The organism is Limnochorda sp. LNt (assembly GCF_035593265.1).
Taxonomy (GTDB): Bacteria; Bacillota; Limnochordia; order Limnochordales; family Geochordaceae; genus Geochorda; species Geochorda subterranea.
Genome location: NZ_CP141614.1, coordinates 560,584 through 584,071, shown reverse-complemented (window position 1 = coordinate 584,071; position 23,488 = coordinate 560,584). Strand labels below are relative to the sequence as shown.

General features: G+C 72.8%; 21 protein-coding genes. 8 read left to right on the top strand and 13 right to left on the bottom strand.

All coding sequences use genetic code 11. The annotated features are described in order from the left end of the window. Positions 1–81 precede the first annotated feature (81 nt). From VLY81_RS02715 to VLY81_RS02700, 4 genes are all read left to right on the top strand, one after another. On the top strand, positions 82–1,689 hold the full coding sequence (locus tag VLY81_RS02715; RefSeq protein ID WP_324669494.1) for a hypothetical protein: 1,608 nt from the start codon (positions 82–84) through the stop codon (positions 1,687–1,689). Positions 1,690–1,763: 74 nt separating this feature from the next. Next, positions 1,764–2,732, top strand: a complete 969-nt coding sequence (locus tag VLY81_RS02710; protein WP_405001317.1) for an AAA family ATPase — start codon at positions 1,764–1,766, stop codon at positions 2,730–2,732. Continuing rightward, positions 2,722–3,618 (top strand): DUF58 domain-containing protein, encoded by an 897-nt coding sequence (locus VLY81_RS02705; protein WP_324669492.1) that lies wholly within the window; start codon positions 2,722–2,724, stop codon positions 3,616–3,618. The genes VLY81_RS02710 and VLY81_RS02705 overlap by 11 nt, the downstream gene beginning before the upstream one ends. After that, positions 3,615–8,363 (top strand): VWA domain-containing protein, encoded by a 4,749-nt coding sequence (locus VLY81_RS02700; RefSeq protein ID WP_324669491.1) that lies wholly within the window; start codon positions 3,615–3,617, stop codon positions 8,361–8,363. Before VLY81_RS02705 ends, VLY81_RS02700 begins: the two co-directional genes overlap by 4 nt. 26 nt (positions 8,364–8,389) lie before the next feature. On the opposite strand, the gene ndk is transcribed toward VLY81_RS02700, so the two are convergent. The 12 genes from ndk to VLY81_RS02640 all read right to left on the bottom strand — a co-directional run bounded on the left by ndk (position 8,390) and on the right by VLY81_RS02640 (position 19,298). Next, positions 8,390–8,803, bottom strand: coding sequence for a nucleoside-diphosphate kinase (gene ndk, locus VLY81_RS02695; protein WP_405001316.1), 414 nt, complete (start codon positions 8,801–8,803; stop codon positions 8,390–8,392). Between the two features lie 51 nt (positions 8,804–8,854). Then, entirely contained in the window at positions 8,855–10,540 is a 1,686-nt protein-coding gene (locus tag VLY81_RS02690; protein ID WP_324669489.1) for a formate--tetrahydrofolate ligase, read from the bottom strand. Between the two features lie 238 nt (positions 10,541–10,778). Further along, entirely contained in the window at positions 10,779–11,567 is a 789-nt protein-coding gene (gene tatC, locus VLY81_RS02685) for a twin-arginine translocase subunit TatC (RefSeq protein ID WP_324669488.1), read from the bottom strand. Between the two features lie 5 nt (positions 11,568–11,572). Next, positions 11,573–12,391, bottom strand: coding sequence for a twin-arginine translocase subunit TatC (gene tatC / locus VLY81_RS02680; RefSeq protein ID WP_324669487.1), 819 nt, complete (start codon positions 12,389–12,391; stop codon positions 11,573–11,575). Beyond that, positions 12,363–12,698 (bottom strand): twin-arginine translocase TatA/TatE family subunit, encoded by a 336-nt coding sequence (gene tatA, locus VLY81_RS14495; protein WP_405001275.1) that lies wholly within the window; start codon positions 12,696–12,698, stop codon positions 12,363–12,365. Before tatA ends, tatC (VLY81_RS02680) begins: the two co-directional genes overlap by 29 nt. A gap of 127 nt (positions 12,699–12,825) precedes the next feature. Then, complete coding sequence (locus VLY81_RS02670) at positions 12,826–13,725, bottom strand: polyprenyl synthetase family protein (protein ID WP_324670319.1); 900 nt, start codon at positions 13,723–13,725, stop codon at positions 12,826–12,828. 61 nt (positions 13,726–13,786) lie between these two features. Beyond that, positions 13,787–14,575 carry a ubiquinone/menaquinone biosynthesis methyltransferase gene (locus VLY81_RS02665; protein ID WP_324669486.1) on the bottom strand — a complete coding sequence of 263 codons (789 nt, stop codon included), beginning with the start codon at positions 14,573–14,575 and terminating at the stop codon, positions 13,787–13,789. Between the two features lie 19 nt (positions 14,576–14,594). Then, positions 14,595–15,236 (bottom strand): redox-sensing transcriptional repressor Rex, encoded by a 642-nt coding sequence (locus VLY81_RS02660; RefSeq protein ID WP_324670318.1) that lies wholly within the window; start codon positions 15,234–15,236, stop codon positions 14,595–14,597. Positions 15,237–15,392: 156 nt separating this feature from the next. Next, a complete protein-coding gene (locus tag VLY81_RS02655) occupies positions 15,393–15,872 on the bottom strand; it encodes a 23S rRNA (pseudouridine(1915)-N(3))-methyltransferase RlmH (protein WP_324669485.1) in 480 nt (159 codons plus the stop codon). A 24-nt stretch (positions 15,873–15,896) separates the two neighbouring features. After that, a complete protein-coding gene (locus VLY81_RS02650; RefSeq protein ID WP_324669484.1) occupies positions 15,897–17,339 on the bottom strand; it encodes a phosphoglucomutase/phosphomannomutase family protein in 1,443 nt (480 codons plus the stop codon). Between the two features lie 192 nt (positions 17,340–17,531). Further along, entirely contained in the window at positions 17,532–18,617 is a 1,086-nt protein-coding gene (locus VLY81_RS02645) for a LacI family DNA-binding transcriptional regulator (protein WP_324669483.1), read from the bottom strand. Between the two features lie 237 nt (positions 18,618–18,854). After that, on the bottom strand, positions 18,855–19,298 hold the full coding sequence (locus tag VLY81_RS02640; RefSeq protein WP_324669482.1) for a metallopeptidase family protein: 444 nt from the start codon (positions 19,296–19,298) through the stop codon (positions 18,855–18,857). A gap of 104 nt (positions 19,299–19,402) precedes the next feature. On the opposite strand from VLY81_RS02640, the gene VLY81_RS02635 reads away from it, so the two are divergent. The 4 genes from VLY81_RS02635 (at position 19,403) to VLY81_RS02620 (ending at position 22,821) form a co-directional block, all read left to right on the top strand. Then, positions 19,403–20,173: a type III pantothenate kinase gene (locus VLY81_RS02635; protein ID WP_324669481.1), complete on the top strand. Its 771-nt coding sequence runs from the start codon at positions 19,403–19,405 to the stop codon at positions 20,171–20,173. A gap of 6 nt (positions 20,174–20,179) precedes the next feature. Next, positions 20,180–21,226: a lysylphosphatidylglycerol synthase transmembrane domain-containing protein gene (locus VLY81_RS02630; RefSeq protein WP_324669480.1), complete on the top strand. Its 1,047-nt coding sequence runs from the start codon at positions 20,180–20,182 to the stop codon at positions 21,224–21,226. 55 nt (positions 21,227–21,281) lie between these two features. After that, the gene (locus VLY81_RS02625) at positions 21,282–22,076 is read left to right on the top strand and encodes an N-acetylmuramoyl-L-alanine amidase family protein (protein WP_324670316.1); all 795 of its coding nucleotides are present in this window, start codon (positions 21,282–21,284) and stop codon (positions 22,074–22,076) included. Between the two features lie 88 nt (positions 22,077–22,164). Further along, positions 22,165–22,821 (top strand): NlpC/P60 family protein, encoded by a 657-nt coding sequence (locus tag VLY81_RS02620; protein WP_324669479.1) that lies wholly within the window; start codon positions 22,165–22,167, stop codon positions 22,819–22,821. Positions 22,822–22,857: 36 nt separating this feature from the next. Here VLY81_RS02620 and VLY81_RS02615 read toward each other — a convergent pair whose 3' ends face one another. Continuing rightward, complete coding sequence (locus tag VLY81_RS02615; protein WP_324669478.1) at positions 22,858–23,463, bottom strand: LysM peptidoglycan-binding domain-containing protein; 606 nt, start codon at positions 23,461–23,463, stop codon at positions 22,858–22,860. Positions 23,464–23,488: the final 25 nt, after the last annotated feature.

Sequence of the window (23,488 nt, the reverse complement as noted above, 5' to 3'; positions counted from 1 at the left end):
CCTGGTGGGCGCCGCGGCCGCCCATGCCGCGGTGCGCCGACGGCTCCGCATGGCGGGCGTTGACGGGGAGGGGGACGTCTGATGGCGCCCGACGGCCCGTCCGGCGGCGCGGCGCTGGCCCGATGGGTCGAGGCCCTGCGCCACGCCCACAAGCGCAGGTCGCGGGCGCAGGCCGTGCTGGACGGCGTGCGATGGGCCTGCATCGCCTACATCGGATCCGTGCTGGCGATGCTGGTCGTCGGCGGCTCCCTCGACGCCAGACGGAGGCTGCTGGGCGCGTTCGTGGCCGCGGCGGTCGGGTCGGCGGTGGGGCACTGGACGCACCGACGCCAGGCACGGGCGCCATCCTCGCTCGTGGCCGAGCTCGACCGGGCCCTGGAGGCCGACCAGCTCCTGACCACCGCGTGGGCCTGGCGTGTCGGCCTCATCTCGTCCCCCCTGGGGCCGGCGATGGCGCGCCGGGCCGACCGGCTCGTCGAGGATCGTCCTCCGTCGGTGGGTCGCCTGGTGGCCCCCATCGTCGGCAAAGGGCGGACGCTCGTGGCCGTGGCCGCTGCGATCCTGCTGACGCTGCCAGGCCCCGACGTCGGGCTCGACCGCCTCCTGCGGCGACTCGAGCCGCCCCCGTCGCCGGGCTTCTCTCAGGAGCCATCGGAGCCGGCGATGTCGCCCGGAGAGTCGGCTCTGCTCCAGCGCCTGGCATCGCTGCTGGAGCAGCGGGCGGCCACGACCGCGGATCCCGCGGCGGCCCGCGCCGCGGAGGAGCTGCGGCAAGCCGCCTCCCTTGCATCGCCGCCCCCCGGGGAGGGCCAGCCGGGGCACTTGGGATCGTGGGGCTCCGTCGGTGAGATGACGGCGTCGGGCGCGGGGCCGGTCCAGACCCCCCTGCAAGGCACCCCGACCTCCCCGCTCGGCCTGGCCACCCTCTGGGACCGGCTGAGCCTCCTGGCGCGACTCGCGCGACTCGGCCTCATCTCGTCGGATGCCGCCGACCGTGCCGCGGAGGTGCTGGCCATGCTGGCTGCCCGCGGCGAGGGCGCTGAAGCTACCGTCGAGCCATCGGGGACGCCCTCCATCAGGGGCGCCGACGCCACGCCGCCCCCCTCATCGGAGTCACGAGCGACACCCGCTCCCACCCCGCCCCCTTCGTCATACCACGGCCCCTCCGGGATTGGCGGCGACGCAGGCACGTCGGCGTCCGCCGCTGGGCCGGCGCCGTCGTCCTCTGCGCCGGCGTCCGATGGAGCAGCCGCCTCCGGAGGGCAAGGGGAGACCGTCGGCACGACACCGGCGCCTCCGGCTGGCTCCCCCTCGGCGGGGCCGTCGGAGGGGGCGGTGCCGGCAGGCTCTCGCCCCTCGCCGGAGATGGCGGGGAGCAGCGGGGCTCCCGGCTCCGGCCCCGGCTCGGTTCCCGACATGCCGGCAGAGGGCCCCGTGCCGGTCGACGGCGGACGGATCGCGCTGCCCTCGTCGCCCCAGCTGGGGCCCGGTGAGGCGCACGCGCTGCCGGGGGTGCCGGCCCGGCCGGTGCCCCAGCCGGGGCAGGGCGATGTGGCGGGGCCGCTCGACCTGGAGGCAGGGCCCTCACGAGATGCGCCACTGCCCGAGCCCGAGTCGGTCCCGGTCGAGTATCGGGAGGCGGTGCGGCGCTACTTCGAGATGCGAGCCGGAGGGGGGATGGACGGGTGACCGAGCACCAGGAGGGGGCACCCCCGCTCGACGCCGCCCGGGCCGAGCGGGCCCTCGCGGAGGCGGCGACGCGGATGCGACGGGTCAGGGAGGCGCTCGCCTCGGTCGTCGTCGGCCAGGACGAGGTGATCGAGGAGGTGCTGCTGGCGCTGATGGCAGGGGGGCATGTCTTGCTGGAGGGCCTGCCGGGCCTCGGCAAGACCCTGCTGGTCAAGTCGCTGGCCGCCGCCACCGACCTGCGGTTCTCGCGGATCCAGTTCACGCCGGATCTGATGCCCGCCGACATCGTGGGGACCCAGGTGCTCATCGACGATCCCGGGCACGGGCGCCGCACGTTCCAGTTCCAGCCAGGCCCCATCTTCGCCCAGGTGGTGCTGGCCGACGAGATCAATCGCGCGACGCCCAAGACCCAGTCGGCCCTGCTCGAGGCGATGCAGGAGCAGCGGGTGACGGTGGCGGGCGCCGAGTACCGGCTCGAGGCGCCGTTCTTCGTGCTGGCCACCCAAAACCCCATCGAGATGGAGGGCACCTATCCCCTGCCCGAAGCCCAGCTCGACCGCTTTCTCTTCAAGGTGAAGGTGGGCTACCCGTCGCGCGATGAGCTCGCCCGTATCCTGGACCGCACCACGGGCGAGTCGCCCCCGCCGATCCGTCCGGTGCTGTCGAGAGAGCAGATGCTGGAGGTGCAGCGGGTCGTGCGGTGGGTGGCCATGTCCCCGGAGGTCAAGGAGGCGATCCTGGACCTGGTGGCCTCGACGCACCCCGAGACATCCGACCTCGAGGCGGTTCGCCAGTTCGTCCGCTACGGGGCCAGTCCCAGGGGCGCTCAGGCCCTGGTGCTGGCGGCCAAGGCCCGTGCGGTGCTCCGCGAGCGCACGCACGTCAGCTTCGACGACGTCCGCGCGGTGGCGCTGCCAGCGCTGCGGCACCGCATCATCCTCAACTTCCAGGGCCACGCCGAGGAGGTCGACGTGGACCGGACGCTCGAGAGCGCATGGCAGGCGGTGATGGCCAGGGGGGCCGGCCGGCGCCATGCTCGATGAGCGGTGGCTGACAGGACTCGGTCGCCTGCGCATCGCCTCCCATCTATCGGCGTCAGGCGGCGCGCCCGCATGGCGCCCCGTCCGGCGGGCCGGCGAGGGGTGGGACTTCCTGAGCCACCGCGAGTACATGCCGGGCGACGACTACCGCGCCATCGACTGGAAGGCCCTGGCGAGGCTCGACCGGCCCTACGTCCGCGTGCACGCCCGCGAGTCGGACCTGCTGGTGGAGCTGGCGCTGGACGACAGCCTCTCCATGGCCGAGCCCGATGCCGGCAAATGGGCGTTCGCACGCCAGCTGGCCGCCTGCCTGGGGGTCGTGGCCCTGACCTCGGGCGAGCGGGTGCGCCTGATCACGTCGTCCACCCATGCCTCCCTTGCCGCTCCGGACGCACGGGCGGAGCCCTTGCTCAGGGGCAGCCACCCTGCGGCGCTGTCGCAGCTGCTGCGGGCGCTGCAGGCCGTACGCCCGGGCGGCGAGGTGGACTGGGGCGCCTGGGCGGCACGCATCGTGCAGGGTGCCCCGGGCCCGGCCGTCACCGTGCTCATCAGCGATCTGCTGTCGCCCGTCGAGGCCGTCGAGTCCGCCCTGCAGGCCCTGACGCTGGCGCACCGTGACGTGGTGGTCGTACACGTGCTCTCTCCGGGCGAGATGCGGCCGGCAGCCTCGGGGGAGCTTCGGCTCGTCGACGTCGAGTCGGGCCAGACGCTGGCCGTCCGACTCGACGCTCCCACCCTGGCCCGCTACGAGGCCCTCGTGCGCGACTGGCAGGGCCGTCTCGCCGCCTTCGCCAGGCGCCGGCGCATCCGGTACGTCCTGGTGCCCTCCGAGGGATCGGCCTATGCAGCCGTCAGCGTACGCCTGAGGGAGGCGGGCGTGGTGCGATGACGCCACCCGGCTTCTTCTCGGGATGGGGGCTGGGAGCGGCCGGCTGGCTGCTGGCAGGCGCCGCGGCGGCGCTGGCCATCGTGGTGCTGCACCTGGTGCGGCCCAGGCCGCGCCCCATGCGGGTCTCGAGCCTCCTGGTGTGGCGATGGCTGCAGCAGGAGAGCCGCCAACAGAGCCTGCTGCGCCGCCTGGTGGCGAGCCTGCTCCTGGTGTTGCAGCTGGCGGCAGCCGCCCTGATGGGCCTGGCCCTGGCCCGTCCCCAACGGGAGGGGGGCACCCCGCCGCTCCTCGAGGTCTTCGTGATCGATCGGTCGCTGAGCATGCAGGCCCGGGAGTCCGGCATCGACCGGTTCACCCGGGCCCGGGAGGAGCTGGCCCGGCGGCTGCAGACGAGCGAGACCGGCAGGCGGCGCTCCCTGTGGGTCGGGTCCGTCGGCCCCTCGGGCACGTCGCTGGACGGCCCCTTTGGATCCGTCGCCGACGCGACGAGGGCCCTGGCGGCCATCGAGCCACCGACCGACGGCCGCGCCGACTTCGAGTCGCTGGGTCGGCGCCTCGAGGCCCTCGCGAGCCGGGGCGAGGCGGTACGGGTCTGGCTGGGCACCGACGGCGTCATGGGCCCCTCCGGCAGGGAGGCCCTGCAGCGACTGGCCCGTAGGGTCGATCTGCGGATGGTGCCCGTGGGTGACCCGGTCTCCCCCAACGTCGCCGTCACCGCCCTGCAGGCCTACCGATCGGGAGCGGCACGAGACGAACTCGACCTGATGGCGGAGGTGGCCAACTTCTCCGATGGGCCCGTACAGGCCACGTTGCGCTTGCAGGGCGACTTCGGACTCGACGTGCGGCTGCCGCTGGAGCTCCCCCCCGGTGCGCGCAGACGGGTGGTGGTACCGTACCGCCTGCAGGGGCCCGGCTCGGTGCGCGCCAGGATCGAGCTGCCTGAGCCGGACGCCCTGCCGGCCGATGACGCCCGCGCGCTCGCCTTCTCGGGAGAGGGGCGCGAACCGCGGACCTACCTGGTGGGAGAGCCGTCGGCAGCCCTGCTGCAGGTGCTGCGCGCAGCCGGCCGGGGCCGGATCGTCTGGGTGCCGGATGTCACGGGGGTGGGGCCGGGAGCGGACCTGATCGTCTTCAACGGCGTCGAGCCACCCGCGACGTCCGGGCCGTGGGATGCCCCGGTCTGGTGGGAGTGGCCCCCGGATCTCTCGACGGTCTCGGGGCCGGCCCGCGACGAGGCGGTGGTGCGCTGGGAGCGCACCCATCCGCTCCTGCGCTTCCTCGAGCTCGATGGCGTGCGCGCCAGTCGGTCGGCCGCCACGTCCGGGCCGCCGCCGGACGCGGACGTCCTCGTCGAGGGAGAGGGGGGACCGCTCGTCTGGTACCGGCTCGACGACAGGGGCCGTCACCGGGTCACCATGGCCTTCGCGCCCGATCGAAGCGACCTGCCCGACCGGGTCGCCTTCGCCGTGCTGGCGGCCAACGTGCTGAGACTGGCCGCGCCCCGGGCATGGGAGGCCGCCCGGCCCCCGCTGGAGCCGGGGCAGGCCCTACCCATCCCGGTACCGCCCGGCGAGGCGCGCATCCTGCTCCTGGCGCCCGGCGACGAGGTCGTGACGCTGCCGGCCGAGGGCTCGCCGACCATCGTGTACGCACAGACCGCCCGCGCGGGCGTCTACTCGGCGTGGCCCGCCTCCGGGGCGGGCGAACCCTTGGGCATGTGGGCCATCCAGCCACCGGGAGACGAGGAGTCGGATCTGCGCGCCACGGGCTGGGCCCCCTCGGTCTCGGGTGCCGAGTCGTCCGAGGCGGCGGCGCCGGCCGGTGCGCCTCGGCCGTGGTGGCGATGGGCAGCCGCGACGGCCCTCGCGACGCTGGTGGTCGAGGCGGCGCTCTACCTGCAATCTGCCCACCGGGGCGGCCTGGGACGTCTCGGGACGCCGTCGGGGCCGGTGGCCGGCTCTCCGGCCCTGATCGCCTGGCGCCGGCAACGGCGGCGCTTCCTGGTGCTGCGGTCCACCGCGGTGGTCGCCCTGCTGGCGGCTCTGGCGGAGCCGCTGGTGCCGTGGCCGGGGGGTGGCCGCCGTCTCGTCTTCGTCGTCGACACCAGCCGCAGCCTGCCGGCGGAGGCTCGGGCGACGGCCTACCGCTTCGTCGAGGCGGTGCTGGGGCGGCTGGGGCCTCGCGACCGGGCATGGCTGGTGGAGGCGGACGAGACGCCGAGGCTACGGGCCGCCTACCGGGGGGCCCGCCCGGACCCCGACGTCCCGCTGGGGGTGCCCACCGGCACCACCGGAGAGGCCACGGACCTCGAGGCGGCCCTGCGCGCCGCCCGGAGTCTCCTGGCGGACGGCGAGACGGGCCAGACCGGGGCGACGGGGCGCATCGTCTTGTTGAGCGACGGTCGCCAGACGGCCGGCGACGCCCTGGCCGCCGTGCGCGAGGCTCCCGCCTTCCCCCCCATCGACGTGGTGCCGGTACTGGCCGGCCACGACCCGGAGGTGGCCGTCGCCTCCGTGACGGCGCCCGTTTCCGTCGCCGAGGGAGAGCCGGTGGCGCTGCGCGTGCGGCTGTGGTCGTCTCGTCCCCAGCTGGTCGGCCTGGCCCTTCACCGCGATGGCAGCCTGCTCTGGCAGGGCGAGATCGCCTTGCGTGGCGGCTGGCAGAGCGTCGTCTTGGAGGATCCCTCGCCTCCTGCCGGCCCCGTCGCGCTCTACGAGGCGGCCCTGTCGAGCTGGCAGGCCGACCTGGAGCCGATCAACAACCGGGCAGGGACGGCCGTGCGGATCGAGGGCCACCGGCGCCTGCTCTACGTCGCGTCGTCGCCGCCGGCCGGCAGCGAGTGGCTCTCCGCTCGGGGCCTGCCCGTGGAGCTGGTCACACCCGAGGCCCTGCCGGCTGCGAGGACCAGCCTCGCCCGCTACTCGGCCATCGTGCTCGACGACGTGCCGGCGTCGAGCCTCTCGGATCCCCAGATGGATGCGCTGGTGGCCAGCGTGCGGGACATGGGCGTCGGCCTGGTGGTGCTGGGAGGCCCCCGGACATTCGGCCCCGGGGGGTATCTCGGCACACCTCTCGAGAGCCTGCTGCCGGTGCGCTCGGAGGTGCCGGCCCGCCTGCTCATCCCGCAAGTGGCTCTGGTGCTGGTCATCGACAAGTCGGGCAGCATGGGCGAGCGTGACGCCACCGGCTCCAAGCTGGACGCGGCGCGGCGCGCGGCCGCCGCCACGCTGGAGCTGCTCTCGCCCGACGACCTGGTCGGGGTCCTGGCGTTCGACGGGCAGCCCCGTTGGGTGCAGCGGCTGTCGCCGGCGTCGGACCCGTCGCCCCTGCTGCAGCGCATGGCCACCCTGTCCGCCGACGGCGGCACCGATCTGGGCCCGGCGCTGCGAGAGGCGCTCGAGACCCTGGAGTCGGCCCGGGCCATGGTGCGGCATGCCATCGTGCTATCGGATGGCAAGTCCAACCCGGCCGACTTCGAGGGGATGACCGGGCGGGCCGCCCAACGCGGCATCACCGTCAGCACGGTGGCCATCGGTCCCGATGCCGACGCGGCGCTTCTGTCGGAGATCGCCCGATGGGGCAGGGGCCGCTTCTACCAGACGCGGGATCTCCGGGTGATCCCCCAGATCTTCGCGTCGGAGACCATCGTGGTGACCCGTCCTGCCATCGTCACCGGGCCCGTGCAGGTACGCGCCACCGGGCAGCGCGGTGCGGGCGAGTCCCTCCTGCCGCCGCAGGTCGAGTCGTTGCCACCCCTCGAGGCGTACGTCGCCACCACGCCCAAGCCCGACGCCCCCGTCTACCTGGTCTCGCACGAGGGCGACCCCATCCTGGCCGCCTGGCGGGCGGGGCTGGGGCGGGTCGTGGCCTTCACGTCGAGCCTCACCGGGCCGTGGGCGAGACGCTGGCAGGACGAGGGCTGGGCTGCCGACCTGCTGCACCAGATGGCGCGCTGGGCGCTGCCGCCCGCCGACGCCTCGCCGGGGGCGTCTCGCCTGTACGTCGACCTGGACCCCCAGCGTGCCCGCGTCGTCCTGGAGGCCCTCGACGACCAGGGGCGTCCCCTCAACTTCTTGCAGGCCGAAGCGGTGGTCAGCGGCCCTGCCGGGGCCTCTGCGACCGTGCCCCTGCGGCAGGAGGCCCCCGGCCGCTACGCCGGCGCCTTCGACGCGTCGCAACCCGGCACCTACTTCGCGACGGTCATCGTGGAGGGCCGTCGCCTGCAGGCTGTCGCGGTGCGAGCCTACCCTGCCGAGTTGGAGCCGGGCCCTCCCTCGCCCACCCTGTTGAGCCGCCTGGCCCACGAGACCGGCGGGCAGCTCGTGGGTTATGTCGCCGAGTCGGGAGCCGGGCAGCCAGACGCCTTGCCAGCACCGCTGGCCGATGCCGCCGCCCGCCTGGCGGGACTCCCCCCTGCCCAGGCCGGGGGCTGGCGGACGAGGCCGGCCTGGCCCTGGCTCGTCGCGGTGGCCATGATGCTGTTGGTGGCCGACGTGGGGGTGCGCCGGCTGTCGGAGTCACCGGCAGCGCTGCTGGCCGATCTCGTGGGAGGCGTCAGGGCCTGGGCCGGACGGATGCGGCGTCGCGTGCGCGGGCCCTCCCTGTCGGCTCGTGACATCCTGGAGAGCAAGCGTCGGGCCCGGCCCCGCCACCCCCACGGCCCGAGCGACGACGGCGGGGTCGATCCGGCCCGTGCGGCTCGCCTCTACCTGGCTCGCCTGCGGCGGGAGCGCCGAGGCCCGTAGGCCCCGACGCCTCCTACCCTGCACGGCTACGCTCCCTCGCCGAAGAACCGCCGGATCTCGGCCTCCGCCGTCTCCGGGCTGTCGGAGGCGTGCACCATGTTGAACGGCAGCTCGACGGCGAAGTCGCCCCGGATGCTGCCCGGACTGGCCTTGACCGGGTCCGTGGCGCCGACCAGGTTGCGCACGTGCGCGATGGCCGACGGGCCCTCCACGATGGCGAAGACGACCGGCCCAGCGGTGATGGCGTCCAGGAGCCCCTCGAAGAAGGGCTTGTCGGCGTGGTGGATGTAATGCTGCCGTGCCAGGGCGCGATCGATGCGGCCGTCGCGGATGCGGCTGATCTGGAGCCCCTTGCGCTCGAAGCGCGACAGGATCTCCCCGATGAGGCCGGCCTTGACGGCCTCGGGCTTGATGATGACGAGGGTGCGTTGCCAGGCCAACTCGACGTCGCGCCACCTCTCCACAACGAGGATGCCGAGGATGAGCCACCGCTACGACAGGCCGGTGACGAATCCCTCCTGGTCCACGTCGATGCGCAGGGCTGCCGGCTCCTTGGGCAGTCCGGGCATGGTCATCACGTCACCGGTGAGGGCCACGACGAACCCGGCCCCCAGCGAGGGACGCACCTCGCGCACCTGGAGCCGCCAGCCGGTCGGCGCGCCCCGGCGAGAGGCGTCGTCGCTGATGGAGAACTGGGTCTTGGCCACGCACAGCGGCAGCCCGCCGAAGCCGCGCTCCTCCAGCGCCTCGAGCTCGGCTCGCGCCCGCGAGCTCAAGTCGACCCCGTCGGCGCCGTAGACCTGCGTGGCCAGGCGCTCCAGCTTCTCGGTGAGGGGCATCTCCCACTCGTAGGCAGGCCGGAAGGAGGGGCGCTCCCGCTCCAGCGTCGCCAGCACCGTCTCGGCCAGCTCCACGCCTCCCTCCCCACCGCGCGCGACCACATCGGCCACCGCCGCCCTCACGCCCATCTCCTGGCAGTGGGCGACGACGGCCTCGAGCTCCCGGGGGTCGTCGGAATCGAAGCGGTTGACGGCCACCACGACGGGCAGGCCGAAGCGCTGCAGGGTGCGGATGTGGTGGTCCAGGTTGGCGAAGCCCCGGCGGAGCGCCTCGGGATCGTAGGCGTGCAGGGTCGACCGGGAGGCCCCGCCGTGGTAGTGCAGGGCGCGCACGGTGGCCACCAGCACCACCACGTCCGGCACCAGACCGGTCTGCGGCACCACGATGTCCAGGAACTTCTCGGCGCCCAGGTCCGCCGCGAAGCCGCCCTCGGTCACGACGAAGTCGGCCAGGCCCAGCGCGGTCTGGGTGGCCAGGATGGAGTTGTTGCCGTGGGCGATGTTGGCGAAGGGGCCGCCATGGACGAAGGCGGGTTGACCCTCGAGGGTCTGGACCAGGTTGGGCTTGATGGCGTCGCGCAACAGCACCGCCATCGCCCCGATCACCCCGATCTGGTGGGCGAAGATCCACGGCGCCTTGCGGCCCGTGCCCGGCCGCCCCTCTCCCACCAGGATCCGCCCCAGCCGAGCCTTGAGGTCATCCATGTCGTGGCTCAGGCAGAGGATGGCCATCACCTCGGAGGCGGCCGTGATGTCGAAGCCGGTCTCCCTCACCACCCCGTCGCCGGGCGCGCCCAGGCCGACCACGATGTGGCGCAGTTGCCGGTCGTTGATGTCCATCACCCGGCGCCAGAGGACCCGCTTGGGGTCGATGCCCAGCTCGTTGCCCTGGTGGATGTGGTTGTCGACCGCGGCCGCCAGGAGGTTGTGCGCGCTGGCCACCGCGTGCAGGTCACCGGTGAAGTGCAGGTTGATGTCGACCATGGGGGCGATCTGGCTGAGCCCGCCGCCCGTCGCACCGCCCTTGACCCCGAAGGTGGGCCCCAGCGAGGGCTCCCGCAGGCAGACGGCGGCCTTGAGGCCCATGCGTCCCAGGGCCTGGGTCAAGCCGATGGCCACGGTGGTCTTGCCCTCGCCGGCCGGGGTCGCCGTGATGGCGGTCGTGTAGAGCAGCCGGCCCCGGCGGCCGGCGGCCGCGCGCCGCACCGCGGACATGGACACCTTGGCCATGTAGCGTCCGTAGGGCTCGATGTCGTCGGCCCCCAACCCCAGTGCGTCCGCGATCTCCGTGATGGGACGCAACCGAGCCCGCTGATTGATCTCGGCATCGTGCTCCATGTCGCCGCGCGCCCCGGCCCCGCTCGCCATGGGGGCCGACGAGACCGCGCGCTCGCCCCCTTCCGACCGGATCCGTCTCGACCAGCCTGCGCGGAGAAACCGTGACCGCTCTCTCCCGCGGCACGGAGGGCTTCGAGACGCCGAGCGGCCCGCCCTGCCGAGGGACAGTGACGCGATCCCCAGGGGAGAGTCACACTATCGCCACCGTCTCTACCGTGCTGAGCTCGGCCTCAGGCCGTCAGGAGGGACGCCACGCCGGATCGCTCTCCCGGCGCCGGGCGCGGGGCGCGGCCAGCCAGGCCACCCAGATGCTCACCTCGTACAGCACCACCAGGGGGATGGCCATCAACAGCTGGGAGAAGACGTCGGGCCCCGGGGTCAGCGCGGCGGCCAGCGCGGCGATGCCCACCACGGCGAAGCCCCTGCGCTCCGCCAGGGTCCGGTGCCGCAAGATGCCGAGCCGTGCCAGGAAGAAGACCAGCAGGGGGAGCTGGAAGACCAGTCCGAAGGGCACCACGATGGAGAGGATGAAGTTGACGTAGCTGTTGACGGAGATCATGGCCTCGAGACGGTCGGCGGCGAATCCCAGCAGGAAGCGCAGCGCCGCCGGCACGATCCACCCGTAGGCGAACCAGGCGCCGAGGCCGAACAGCCCCAACGAGACGGGGATGGCCAGGAACGTCACGAGCCGCCGCCCCCGGGGGCGCCCGCGGGTGGCGGCGGCCCACACCCCCAGCATGACCAGCGGCACCGCCGTCGCGGCCCCCATGGCCAGCGCCACCTTGATCCGCACGAGGAAGCCCTCGGCCGGGGCCAGCATGACCAGCTCGTCGCTGCCCGGCATCCGGCGCTGCATGTCTTGCAGCACCGCGGGCGCCAACGAGAAAGCCGCGGTGGCGGCCGCCACGAAGACGATCAGGGCGGCGCCCAGGTAACGCCGGATGGCCTCGAAGCGGTGCACCAGGGGAGAGCGCCGCAGGTATTGGGCCAGCTGCTCCCACGGGCTCTCCTGTGGCGGTTGCGACATCTCCCTCAGCTCGCCTCGCTCCGTACTCCATCCGCAAGGGGTCCGCGGGCTCTGACCCGGGCACCCCATCGGGCGGTCACGATCGCGACCTCGTACAGCACCACCAGCGGCACGGACATCAGTACCTGCGAGATCACGTCGGGTGGCGTCAGGACCGCCCCCACCACGAAGGCCAGCAGCACCGCCCAGCGCCGCAACCTCGCCAGACTGGTCGGCTCCACCAGCCCCAACCGACCCGCCACGTAGGCGGCCAGGGGCAGCTGGAAGACGACGCCGAACGGCAGCACCAGCCCCAGCGCGAAGTTGAGCACCCGGCTCGCCGACAGGGCCGCCACCACGCCGGACCCCGCCTGTCCCAGCAGGAAGCGCATGGCGATGGGAAAGACGACGGCCGATCCGAAGGCCAGGCCGGCCGCGAAGAGCACCGCCGCCGCCGGCCCGATCCGGGCGGCCAGTGCGATCTCCGCCGGATAGAGGCCCGGCACGACGAAGAGCCAGATCTGCGCCACGATGATGGGGGAGGCCACCGCCAGCCCCACCGTGAAGGCTACCCGCAGGTAGGTGACGAAGGCCTCCGCCGGCGTCACCACCACCAGGCGCCCGGCCTCGCCCCGCAGCACATCGAGCACGTGGGGGGTCGCCCTCCACCCCACCATGAAGCCTGCCGCCAGGGCCGCCAGCGACACCAGCAAGCGGTATCGAAGCTCCTCGAGGTGCTCGGGCAGCGTCATCTCGGCGCCGGGCAACCGCCGGCGCCATCGCCAGCCACCGAGGCGCTCGGCGGCACCGGTCCGCTCACGCACCGCTCGTGCCTTGGGGCTCACGCCGCACCGGCTCTGACCCTGCCCCGCTGGCCGAGGCGGCCCGGTGGGCCGGCGTGCCCGCGTCCGGCGATCCGGTGGGCCCGGCTTCGCCGCGCTCGGTCGCACCCGTCTTGCCCGCATCCGACGCAGAGGCAGCCGGAGCGGACGAGGAGGAGGCCGGTGGCGAGGTGGGCTCCTGGGTCGCCCGGCGAAACTCGTTGATGGTCCGCCCCAGCGCCCGCCCTACCTCGGGCAGCTTGCCCGGCCCGAAGATGATCAGGGCCAGCAGCAAGATGACCAGCAGCTCGGCTGGACCGATGTTGAACATGGCAGGTCGCGCTCATCTCCCCACGCTTTCCAGGCTCGGCCGCACCCCGGACGCATGCGCGCCGGATGAGGACCCTTCGAAGCGAGGGGCCGCCCCTCCTCTTGCCGGTTTGCGGCAGGCAGCGGGCCTACCGGCTCCGGGCGCCGAGCGCCCCCACCATCTCCCGGAGCAGGTCCGATGCCTCGCCCGGCGGGATCGCCGCCAGCGACTCGACCGCCTTGCGGGCGTACTGCCCCGCCACCCCCTGCGTGTAGTGCAGCGCGCCGTTGTGCCGCACCAGTTGCAGGATGGCCTGGATGTCTTGGGGAGAGGGCGGGAGCACCTGCAACCGGCTGGCGACCCGGTCCCGGTACTCCGCTCGCTGGAGCAGGTAGATGACGGGCAAGGTCAGCACGCCCTGCGCGAGGTCGGAGCCCACCGGCTTGCCCATGGCGCGCTCGTCGCCGGTCATATCCAGCAGGTCGTCGACCACCTGGAAGGCCATGCCCAGATTGTAGCCGAACTGCCCCATGGCCCGCACCTGGGCCGGTGACGCCCCGGCCAGCAGTGCCCCGCTCTCCGAGCAGGCCTGGAAGAAGCGAGCCGTCTTCTTGCCGATGCGCCGCAGGTACTCCTGCTCGGTCAGGTCCAGGCGCCCCTTGGCCTCGTGCTGGGCGATCTCGCCCTCGCACATCTCGTAGATCATGTCGGACATCACCTTGAGCACCCGCGGGTGCCCGTGATCCACGATGATGCTCATCGCCCGGGCCAGCATGAAGTCGCCCGTCAGCACGGCCGGGTAGTCGCCCCAGATGGCGTTGACGGTGGGCCGGCCCCGGCGACTGTGCGCCCCATCGATGACGTCGTCGTGCACGAGGGTGGCCATGTGGATCATCTCGGCGGCGGCGGCGATGGGCACCACCGCGTCGTCCGGAGCGCCGAGGGCCCTCCCCGCCAGGAGCGTCACGACCGGCCGGATGCGCTTGCCGCCCGCCTGGAGCAGGTGCAGGGACGTCCTGGCCCCCAGCGGCTCGGTGGCGGCCAGCACCTCTTGCAAGAGGCGCTCGACCCGGGCCAGGGCCTCGCCCAGATAGGCTCGGATGCGCTGCTCAACCGTCTGCAGGCTGGGGCACCTCCCCGACGTGGATGGCAGCGATGCCGCCCAGCTCGAGGCGGTATCGCACCCTGCTCAGGCCCGCGGCGGCCATCACCGAGGCCAGCCGAACCGGATCGGGAAAGTCGGTCAGGGAGCCGGGCAGGTACTCGTAGGGTCCCGAGCGGCCGATGAAGAGGCGACCGATCCGGGGCACGGCATGGTAGAAGTAGAGCTCGTAGAGCCACCGCCACAGAGCGGGGGATGGGTGCGACAGCTCGAGACAGACCACCCGGCCGCCCGGGCGCACCACCCGGCGCAGCTCTCGGAAGAAGCCCGGCAGGTCCGCCACGTTGCGGGCTGCGAAGGCGGTCGTCGCCGCATCGAAGGCGCCGTCCCCGAACGGCAGAGCCAGGCCGTTGCCGCCCACCATCCGCACCCGCGCCGCCATGCCCTCTCGCTCGATCTTGGCCAGGCCTACCCTCATCATGCCCAGTGCGAAGTCGACCCCCACCACCCGACCGCGGGAGCCCAGCCGCCTCGCCACCTCCAGGGCCAGGTCGCCGGTGCCGGTGGCGACGTCCAGCACCCGCTCCACCCCGTCGCCGCAGGCCAGGGCAGCGGCCGCCTTGCGCCAGAGCACGTCTTGCCCGAAGCTGAGCAGGCGATTGAGCAGGTCATAGCGGTGCGAGATGCTGTCGAACATCTCGCGCACGTACCGCTCGCGGCCCTCGCGGTCCTTGGGGACGCCCAGCTTGTCCAGCGTCAGCGCCGCGCCGTCGCCCACCCCTCGCTGCCGCCCCACCGTCGGGAGTCGCCGCCCCTCACTCGCCCAGGTAGTAGGCCAAGCGCTGCAGCTCCAGGCTGACGTCGGCGTTGGCCAGGTGGACGCCCTCGGGCACGGTCAGCTTGGCCGGAGCGAAGTTGAGGATGGCGCGGATGCCCGCTTCGACGCAGCGGTCCACCACCTGCTGGGCCGCCGAGGCCGGCACCGTGACGATGGCCATCTGCAGCCCCTCCCGGCGCGTCACCTCGGCGAGAGTGTCGATGGGATGGATCATCAGGCCGTCGAGCCGGGTGTGGATCTTGGCAGGGTCGGCGTCGAAGAGCGCCACGACGTGCAGGTTGAAGTGCTGATCCTCACGATAGCGTTGCTGGTTGTATCGGACGAGGGCATGGCCGAGGCTGCCCACCCCGATGACCGCGACCCGGATCTCCCGATCGAGGTTGAGGATCTTGCGGAGCTCCTCGCGCAGATAGCGGACCTCGTAGCCGACCCCCTGCTTGCCGAACTCGCCGAACCATGCTAGGTCCTTGCGAACCAGCGCGGGGCTGACCCCGGCACGCTCCCCCAGCTCCTGGGAGGACATCAGCTTGACGTCGCCGCTATGGTACGCCTCCTCCAGAACGCGCAGGTACAGCGGCAGGCGCCTCACCACGGCGTCGGAGATCTTCTTCCAGCGCATCGTGGCCACCGGGACTCACCCCCGTTCGCAAGGCGGGCGAGAAAAAGGGCGAAGGACATCGGCTCGGAGCGTGCGGGGTCATTATAACGTGCTCGCGTGCACTCGATCAATGCGATGCCAGCGGGGCTCGACCGGACGACGACGCACGTGGCGGGGCTACTTGCGGTAGCGCACCCCCCGCCAGAGGGTGGCGGCACGGTAGAGCTGTTCGGCCAGGACCAGTCGGGCCAGCTCGTGCGCCATCGTCAGCGGCGAAAGGGAGAGCCGCTCGTCGCATCGCGCCACCAGCTCGGCGTCGAGGCCCCAGGCCCCCCCGACGAAGAAGGCCACGTCAGCCGTGGCCAGACGCTGCTCCAGCCAGTGGGCGAAGACCTGGCTCCCCTCGGGCAGCCAGCCCCTCTCGTCCAGCGCCACCCGCCACAGGCGTGATGGGAGGGAGACCCCTTGCAGCCGTCGGCCTTCCTCCTTGACCACGGTGGCAGGGTCGACGTCGCCCCGGGCCGGTCCGCCCTCCCGCACCTCGACCACGCGGACGGGTAGCCCCAGCCGCGCCGTGCGGTCCAGGTACGTCTCCATCACCTGGGCGAGGTTGCGCTGGCGCATGCGCCCCACGGCGACGATCCAGATGTGCGCCACGGGCAGGGGTGCCGGGCGGAGCCGTCAGCCTGCGACCAGCCGCTCCAGCTCGGCTCGCACCTCCCGCTCCATCCGGTCCAGCAGCTGCCGCTCGGGCGCCTCGAGGTAGAGCCGCATCAGGGGCTCCGTGCCCGAGGCCCGCAGCAGCCACCAGGAACCCCCCTCCAGCCACACCTTGACGCCGTCCAGCGTCGAGACCCGCTCGACCCGGCGCCCCGCCCACTGCTCGGGGGGACGTGACGCCAGTCGCTCCAGCACCCGGCGCTTGGCCTCCTCCCCTGCTGGCATGTCGACGCGTCGGCTGTAGGCAGGCCCCACCCGCTCGTGGATGGCCGACAAGAGGCGGGTGAGGGACTGGCCGCTCTCGGCCCAGATGCGGGTGACCAGCAGCACCGCCAGGATGCCGTCCTTCTCCGGGATGTGCCCGGCGATGCTCAGCCCGCCGCTCTCCTCGCCCCCCAGCGTGACGCTCTCTCGCCGCATGACGGCGGCGACGTGCTTGAAACCGACCGGCACCTCGTGCAGCTCGACGCCGTGCTCGGTCGCCAGCGCGTCGAGCCGGTGGGTGGTGGCCACGGTCCGCACGACGCTGCCCCGCATGGCCCGCACCCGCAAGAGGTAGTCGGCCACCACGGTCAACACCTGGTTGGCCGACAGGTACGTCCCGTCCTCGTCGACGACGCCGAAGCGGTCGGCATCCCCGTCCGTGGCGATTCCCAGGCAGCCAGGGCGGCGACGGATCGCCTGGATCAGCTCCTCCAGGTGCTCGCCGGTCGGCTCCGGCGCGCCGCCCCCAAACAGCGGGTCCCTCACCGCGTGGAGGGGATGGCTGCGCACGCCGAGGCTGTCGAGGGCGTCGGGCACGTAGCCGCGTCCCGTGCCGTACATGGCGTCGTAGACGACCTCGAGCCGGCGCGGCAGCCGGGCGGTGCCCACCACCCCGAGGACGTGCTCCAGGTACTCCAGCCGCGGCTCGATGGGCTGCACGAGCCCCTGCCGGCGGGCCTGAGCGAGATCGAGGGTGCGCACCGCCATCTGCCCGCTGGCCGTCTCCCGCAACAGGCGCCGGATGTGCTGCTCGATGGCGGCGGTGACGTCGGACTGAGCGGGCCCGCCGTACTCGGGGATGAACTTGATGCCCAGGTAGACGGGCGGGTTGTGGCTGGCGGTCAGCATCACGGCACCGGCCGCGCGCTGTTGCACCACCGCATGGGCCAGAGCCGGCGTCGGCACGTCGGTGGTGGCGAGGCCCACCGCGATGCCGTTGCCGGCCAGGACGGAGGCCACCTCGTCGGCGAAGTGCTCGGCCATGAAACGGGTATCGTAGCCGACCAGCACGTCTCGCCGGTCCAGGCCGGCGTCCCGCAGGTAGTCGGCGATGGCCTGGGCCACGAGACGGACGTTGGCGAAGGTGAACTGGTCGGCGATGACGGCTCGCCATCCGTCGGTGCCGAACCGGATGGACACGACGGCGCCACCTCCCTGTGCCGGCCCGTGCGCCGGCGCTCCGAGGACTCCCCGGCGGCAGCCGGAGGGATGGGATCCCTTCTTCACGAACGGGCGTTGCCCTGCGGTCCCTCAGACCGGCCGCCAACGAGCGGGGCGGCGCCCGCTGCGTGCGCCGCCCCACCCATCCGCCCTGCTCGCGAGGGTCGCGGGTCAGGCCAGCGAGTAGGCCGCCCGCTGGGCCGGGCGCTCCCTCGTCCCGCAGCTCTCCCTGACGACCAGGCTCGGGGTGATGGCCAGCTGCACCGGCGGCCGGGAGGGATCCTTCAGCAGGTCCAGCAGCATCAGCGCCGCCATGCGTCCCATCTGCTCGCGGTTGACGGTGACGGCGGTCAGGCTCATGGCCTGCTCGCCGGACGAGCCGTGACCCCAGACGACCAGCGCCAGGTCCTGAGGCACCGACAGCCGCGCCTCCTTCAGCGCGTGCAGGACACCGGGCACCAGGGCCTCATGGGCGACGTACAGCGCGGTCGGGGCCCGCTCCAGGATGCGGCGTATCGCGTCGTATCCTGCGGCGTGAGCGGTGCCGTTCTTGAGCTCGCTGGTCTCCACCTTGACCACGACGGCCGCCTCGGGGCCCAGCCCGGCCGCCTGGAGCGCCCGCTCGATGCCTCCCCGCACCTGGTCGCCCCAGCGCCCGCCGGGGATGATGGCGCCGATGCGCCGGTGCCCGGCCGCCACCAGCCGCTCCACCGCCTGGGAGGAGGGCGTCATCCAGTCCAGGGTCACCGCGCTGAAGGCCAGCCCCTCGGGATACTCGTCACCCAGCACGACTACGGGCAGCCGCTCGCTGGCCAGCGCCTTGAGCCAGTCGGCCCCCCGCAGGTCGCCGCCGACGATGAGGCCGTCGACCTGGCGCTGGGTGACCGACGAGGGTGGGTCCCACTGCGCCTGCTGGGCGTCCATGACGTGCAGCACCAGGTGCATCTGCTCGCGCCGCAGCACCGCCTCGATGCCCTGGATGAGCCCCAGGCCGTACCCGGGCATGGACGACGGCAGGGCCAGCAAGAGCCCCATCTGGCCGGTACGACGGGTCGCCAGGGCCCTCGCCACGGCGTTGGGATGGTAGTTGAGCTTGCGCACCGCCTTGAGGACGCGCTCCCGCACGTGGGGCCTCACGCACGACTTGCCGTTGATGACCCGTGAGACCGTGGCCTTGGAGACGCCAGCCGCCTTGGCCACGTCGTCAAGGGTCACGGGCCCCCCGGCACCGGACTGGTTGCGCTTGCGTCGCGGCATACTACCTCAGCTCCTTCGGCTGCTTGGTGCGATCCGGCGAGGCGACTGCGCGCCGGCCGGTCTCGCCCACCCGCCGGGGAGGCGGAGCCTCTGCTGCTCGCGTCCCGGCAGGTCATTTTTCGTCCCGCTAACCTCCCTGAAGAGGGCGGCCTGCCTGACCGCCCTCCTGGCCTCCTGGCCTCGCCTCTTGATTAACCTTTCCGTGTTACAAGATTGTTACCGATGCCACAACTTTTTTCAAGTGGGATCCCGGCCCGGCCACCGCAGACGTCGGGGCGCCCCCTCCCCCCTGCGCAGGCCCAGTCGCCGCAGTCGTGCCTCGGCCCGCCAGGCCTGCAGCTCTCGCCAGTCCTCCTCGTCCAGGTCGTCGACCCCTGCGAGGCTTTCCAGATGATGGCGGAGCTCGTGGCGGATGGTCTCCTCGATCTCGTGTCGCAACGCTTTCACGTCCGCATCTCCCAGGATGGCCCGAAACGACCCGTAATATAAGACGACGTAGCGGCCCAGGCCGTGGGGGTCGTCCACGTACTCCCCCAGGATGTAGACGTCCGGCAGGGCGTCCCCGTGGCGGCGTGCCTCCTCCAGGACCAGCACCCCGCCGTCGAGGCCCTCCAGCAGCTCGGGCGGCAGTCGATCGAGGGCCTCCGCCACCATCCTGCGAAACTCTCTGAGGGTGACCATGGCCGACCATCCGCGGGCGCGTCGTGACAGCGCCCTGCAAGATTCTAAGGCGGGCCTGGTCGTCGAGCAACCGCGGCCACCCGCCCGAGGAGGCGCGAACGCCTTTGCTCCTGGCCATCGATGTGGGCAACACTACCACGGGAGTCGGCGTCTTCGAGGGGGACCGCCTGACGCATCACTGGTGGCTGACCACCCTGCGGGAGCGCACCGCGGACGAGCTGGGGCTGACCGTGCTCAACCTGATGCGCCTGGACCGCCTCTCGCCCCGGCGCCTCCAGGGAGCCGCCATCAGCTCCGTGGTGCCCTCCCAGACGGAGCCGTGGCAGGAGGCCTGTCGGCGATTCTTCGGGGTCGAGGCGCTGGTGGTGGGACCGGGGGTCGACGCAGGGGTCGAGGTCGCCTACCGAATCCCCGAGGAGCTCGGCGCCGACCGCATCGTCAACGCCGCCGCCGCCCGGCATCTGTACGGGGCGCCGGTGGTGGTGGTCGACTTCGGCACGGCTACGACCTTCGATGTGGTAGACGCCCACGGCCGCTACCTCGGCGGCGCCATCGCCCCGGGCGTCGGCATCTCCGCCGAAGCCCTCTTCGAGCATGCGGCCCGCCTGCCTCGGGTCCCGCTCAGCCGGCCGCCCTCGGCCATCGGGCGCACCACTGCCGAGAGCGTGCAGTCCGGCATCGTCTTCGGCTTCGCCGGTCAGGTGGACGCCCTGGTCCGTCGCATCGCACGGGAGCTCGGCGTCCGGCCCCGGGTGGTGGCGACGGGCGGGCTGGCGCCCCTCATCGCGCCGGAGAGCGAGACCATCGAGGAGGTCAATCCCGTCCTGACCCTGGTCGGCCTGCGACTGGTGCTCGAGCGCCAGCAGGGGCGATGACCGCGGATGCCATCCGTACGCCGCAATCTCCTGGTCGCGACGCTGCTGACCATCGTCACCCTGGCCGCGCTGCTGGGCCTGACCTGGCGCCCCGAGAGCTGGCGTCACCTGACCGCCCTGCGCCCGCTCACCATCGCCGTATCGCTGGCTCTGGTCGCCGGGACATGGGCAGTGGGAGGCTTGCGAACGTGGGCGCTGGCACGGGCCCTAGGCTACCGGCCGTCGCTTCTCACTTCCCTCAGGGCCTCCCTGGTGGGCACGATGACGTCCGGCCTGACGCCTTTCTCGAGCGGGGGCGGCCCGGCAGAGGCGGCGGTGCTCTCCAAGGAGGCGTCCCTCCCCTACTCCGTGGCCATGGCCGCGGTGACGGCGACAGGCATCGTCAACCAGAGCGTCCTGCTGCTGGTCTCGGCGGCCGTCCTCTTCAGCCCGTTGCCGTTACCCGGGCTGCCGGCGGTACGCACGGCGCTCCGTTGGGCCATCCTCGTCTACGCCGCTGGCTTGGTGGGGGTCGTCGCCGCGCTGTTGCGCCTGCAGTGGCTGGCCGGCCCCGTCGAGGCCGTTCTGACCCGGGTCGGGCGGGTGATGCCACGGGTCGCGGCCCGGGCGAGGGCCGCCCGGATGAAGACCCGGCGTTTCCTCATCGGCATGGCCGACGCGCTCCGCACCGTGTTGCAGAGTCGCCCCACAGCCATCCTGGCGGTCGGAGCCGTCTACCTGGTCTACTACGTGTTGCTCTTCGCTGTCGGCGCCCTGCTGGCCGCCAGCCTGGGCGCCGAGATCCCGGCGCCGGTGCTGGTGCTGGCTCAGTTCCCCCTCCTGCTGCTGGGCGGCCTCATCCCGACCCCGGGGGCATCGGGCGGCCTGGAGGCGGCCATGGCAGCCATGGTGGCGCCTCACCTGCCCGACGGGGCTGTCGGCATCTTCGTCGGGGCGTGGCGGCTGCTGACCTTCTACACGACGCTGGTGGCCGGTCTGGTAGCCACCGGCCTGAGCCTGCGGCCTCGTACCGGGCGATCCCAGCATACCCCCCGCCCCGTCCGTGAAGGGTAGCAGTCGCAGGCCGGGCCCACTTGCCCTGAGTCGAAGGGACGACGAACGTCTCGTGATGCTGCGCCAGCCCCCCGGAGCCGCCTGGGGGATGGTCATCCTCGTGCTGGCGGGGACCGTCACGGGTGCCTCGGCAGCGGCTGCACCGAGGTTCGCGCAGACGCCCCTGGTCGGGCGGGTGCTGGTGGTCGACCCCGGCCATGGCGGCATCGACGGCGGGTGCGTCGCCGACGGCTACCTGGAGAAGGATGTGGTACTGCCGGTGGCGCAGGAGCTGTCCCGACTCCTGCGTGCCGCAGGAGCCCGGGTGGGATTGACCCGCAACCAGGACATGGAGCTGGGGCACATGCACCCCGGCCCGGGCTCCCGGTACCACCGGGACCTGGCGATGCGCGTGGCCATCTCCCGGCGGCTCGGTCCCGACCTGCAGATCAGCCTCCATGCCAACGCATCCCGGGATCCCCGGATGCACGGGGTGATGGTCTTCTACCAGCCCGGACGCCCCGACAGCCGTCGGGTAGCCCACTGGCTGGTGGAGGCGTTGAGGGATCTGATGCCGGGCAACCAAAACGCGGCGCTGCCGGGCGACTTCTTCGTGCTCCGGCAGGTGCCGTACACGGCCGTGCTGGTGGAGCTGGGCTTCCTCACCAGCGCGGTGGATCGGGCGATCCTGGTCAGTGCCGAGGGGCAGGCGCGCCTTGCCAACGCCCTCTACGAAGCGCTGCTGCGCTACTACCTCGAAGAGGGGCGCAGCACCGAGCTCGATCACCATGCCCCTCGAGCGGTGGGCGCCATCCCGTCCGGGAGGCGCTGGAAACTCAGGAGGAGGTGGGGTCTCCGCGCGATAACGTAACGGTGGTCCGAGTTCTGCCCGCCGTCGCCCGTGCCTGCGGAGCCGACGGGCGAGCCGGCCATCGAGTCCAGGGAGAGGTGGGAGCGACGTGACCTGCTGGTTGCGACGCCGCACGGATGCCGCATCGGTGGCCGCCCTGGTCGCCGTGCTGATGGCCGCCATGCCGGCGGCCGCCTCGGCGGCCGAGGCAGGGGCCGTGGAGACCGTCAGCGCTCAACAGGCCTTGGCGGCGCTGGAGGAGGCCCTTCGTTACGTGGAGGCCGGCGTGCCCTACCAGCTGGGGGGCAAGATCACGCTCGAGGAGTACCTGGCCCTAAAGGAGGAGGATCCGGAGGCGGCGGCTGCCCGCGGCGTCGACGCCTCGGGTGTCGTGGTCAACGCGTACCGGGCCGCCCTGCCAGACCTGACGCTCTTCGCAGGGCCACCCGAGCAGGGCCGCACCACGACCTACGTCACCAGCGAGGCCCTCTTCCGCTACAACACGGTGCCGGTGCCGCTGGAGCAGGCCCAACCGGGTGACCTGCTCTTCTTCCGGTCGCCGGGGGGCGACTCCATCACCGGCGTGGGCGTGGTCTCGGCGGTCTCGGGGCGCATCATCCGGGTCGTGGTAGCCAGCGCCTCACGCGGCCGCGTCGTCGACATCGGCATCGACACGCAGGGCGACTACTGGGCGCGCAACGTGGCGGGCCTGGGCCGGCTCATCTATCACGCCGGCGCCGCGACGCCTGCGACCGCAGCCCCCTGACGCCGGACCTCGCGCCCGGTGAGCTGACGGCGCCCGTCACAGGGCGGGCAGCGGCACCCAGATCTCGCTGCCCGCCCTCATCGTGTCGTTGAGCCCGAGCCCGTTGAGCCGCGCCACGTCCTGGGCAGCGACCCCCAGTCTGGCCGCCAGGTCCCGTACCCTCATGGCCATCGGCACGTGCAGCCGCCGCACCGAGGGGATCACCAGCACCTGCCCGGGCCGCAGGGTCGTCTCCTCCATGCCGTTGGCGTCCATGATGGACTCCATCGTGGTGCCGAAGCGGCGAGCGATGTCCCACAGGGTGTCACCGGTCTGCACTCGGTACCGGTAAGGAGTGCGCAACGCCTCCACGACCGCCCAGGTCTGCGGCCCCACCACGCCGTCGGCGGCCAGCCCCACGGCCTGCTGAAGCCGGCGCACCGCCGCAGTCGTCTCGGGCCCGAAGACCCCGTTGGGATTGATGGTGGAGAAGCCGATCTCGCGCAACAGCTCCTGCAGCTCCCGGACGTCGTCGCCCCACATGCCCTCCTGCAGCACTCGGGCGCTCGCCGACGTCAGGCCAGCCGTCCCGGCCAGACAGGCCAACACGACTCCCACCGCCGCGAGCAGGGACGCGACCCTCCCCAATCGCCCCCGGAACATGACGGCACGCCCGCCTCTCCGCGTG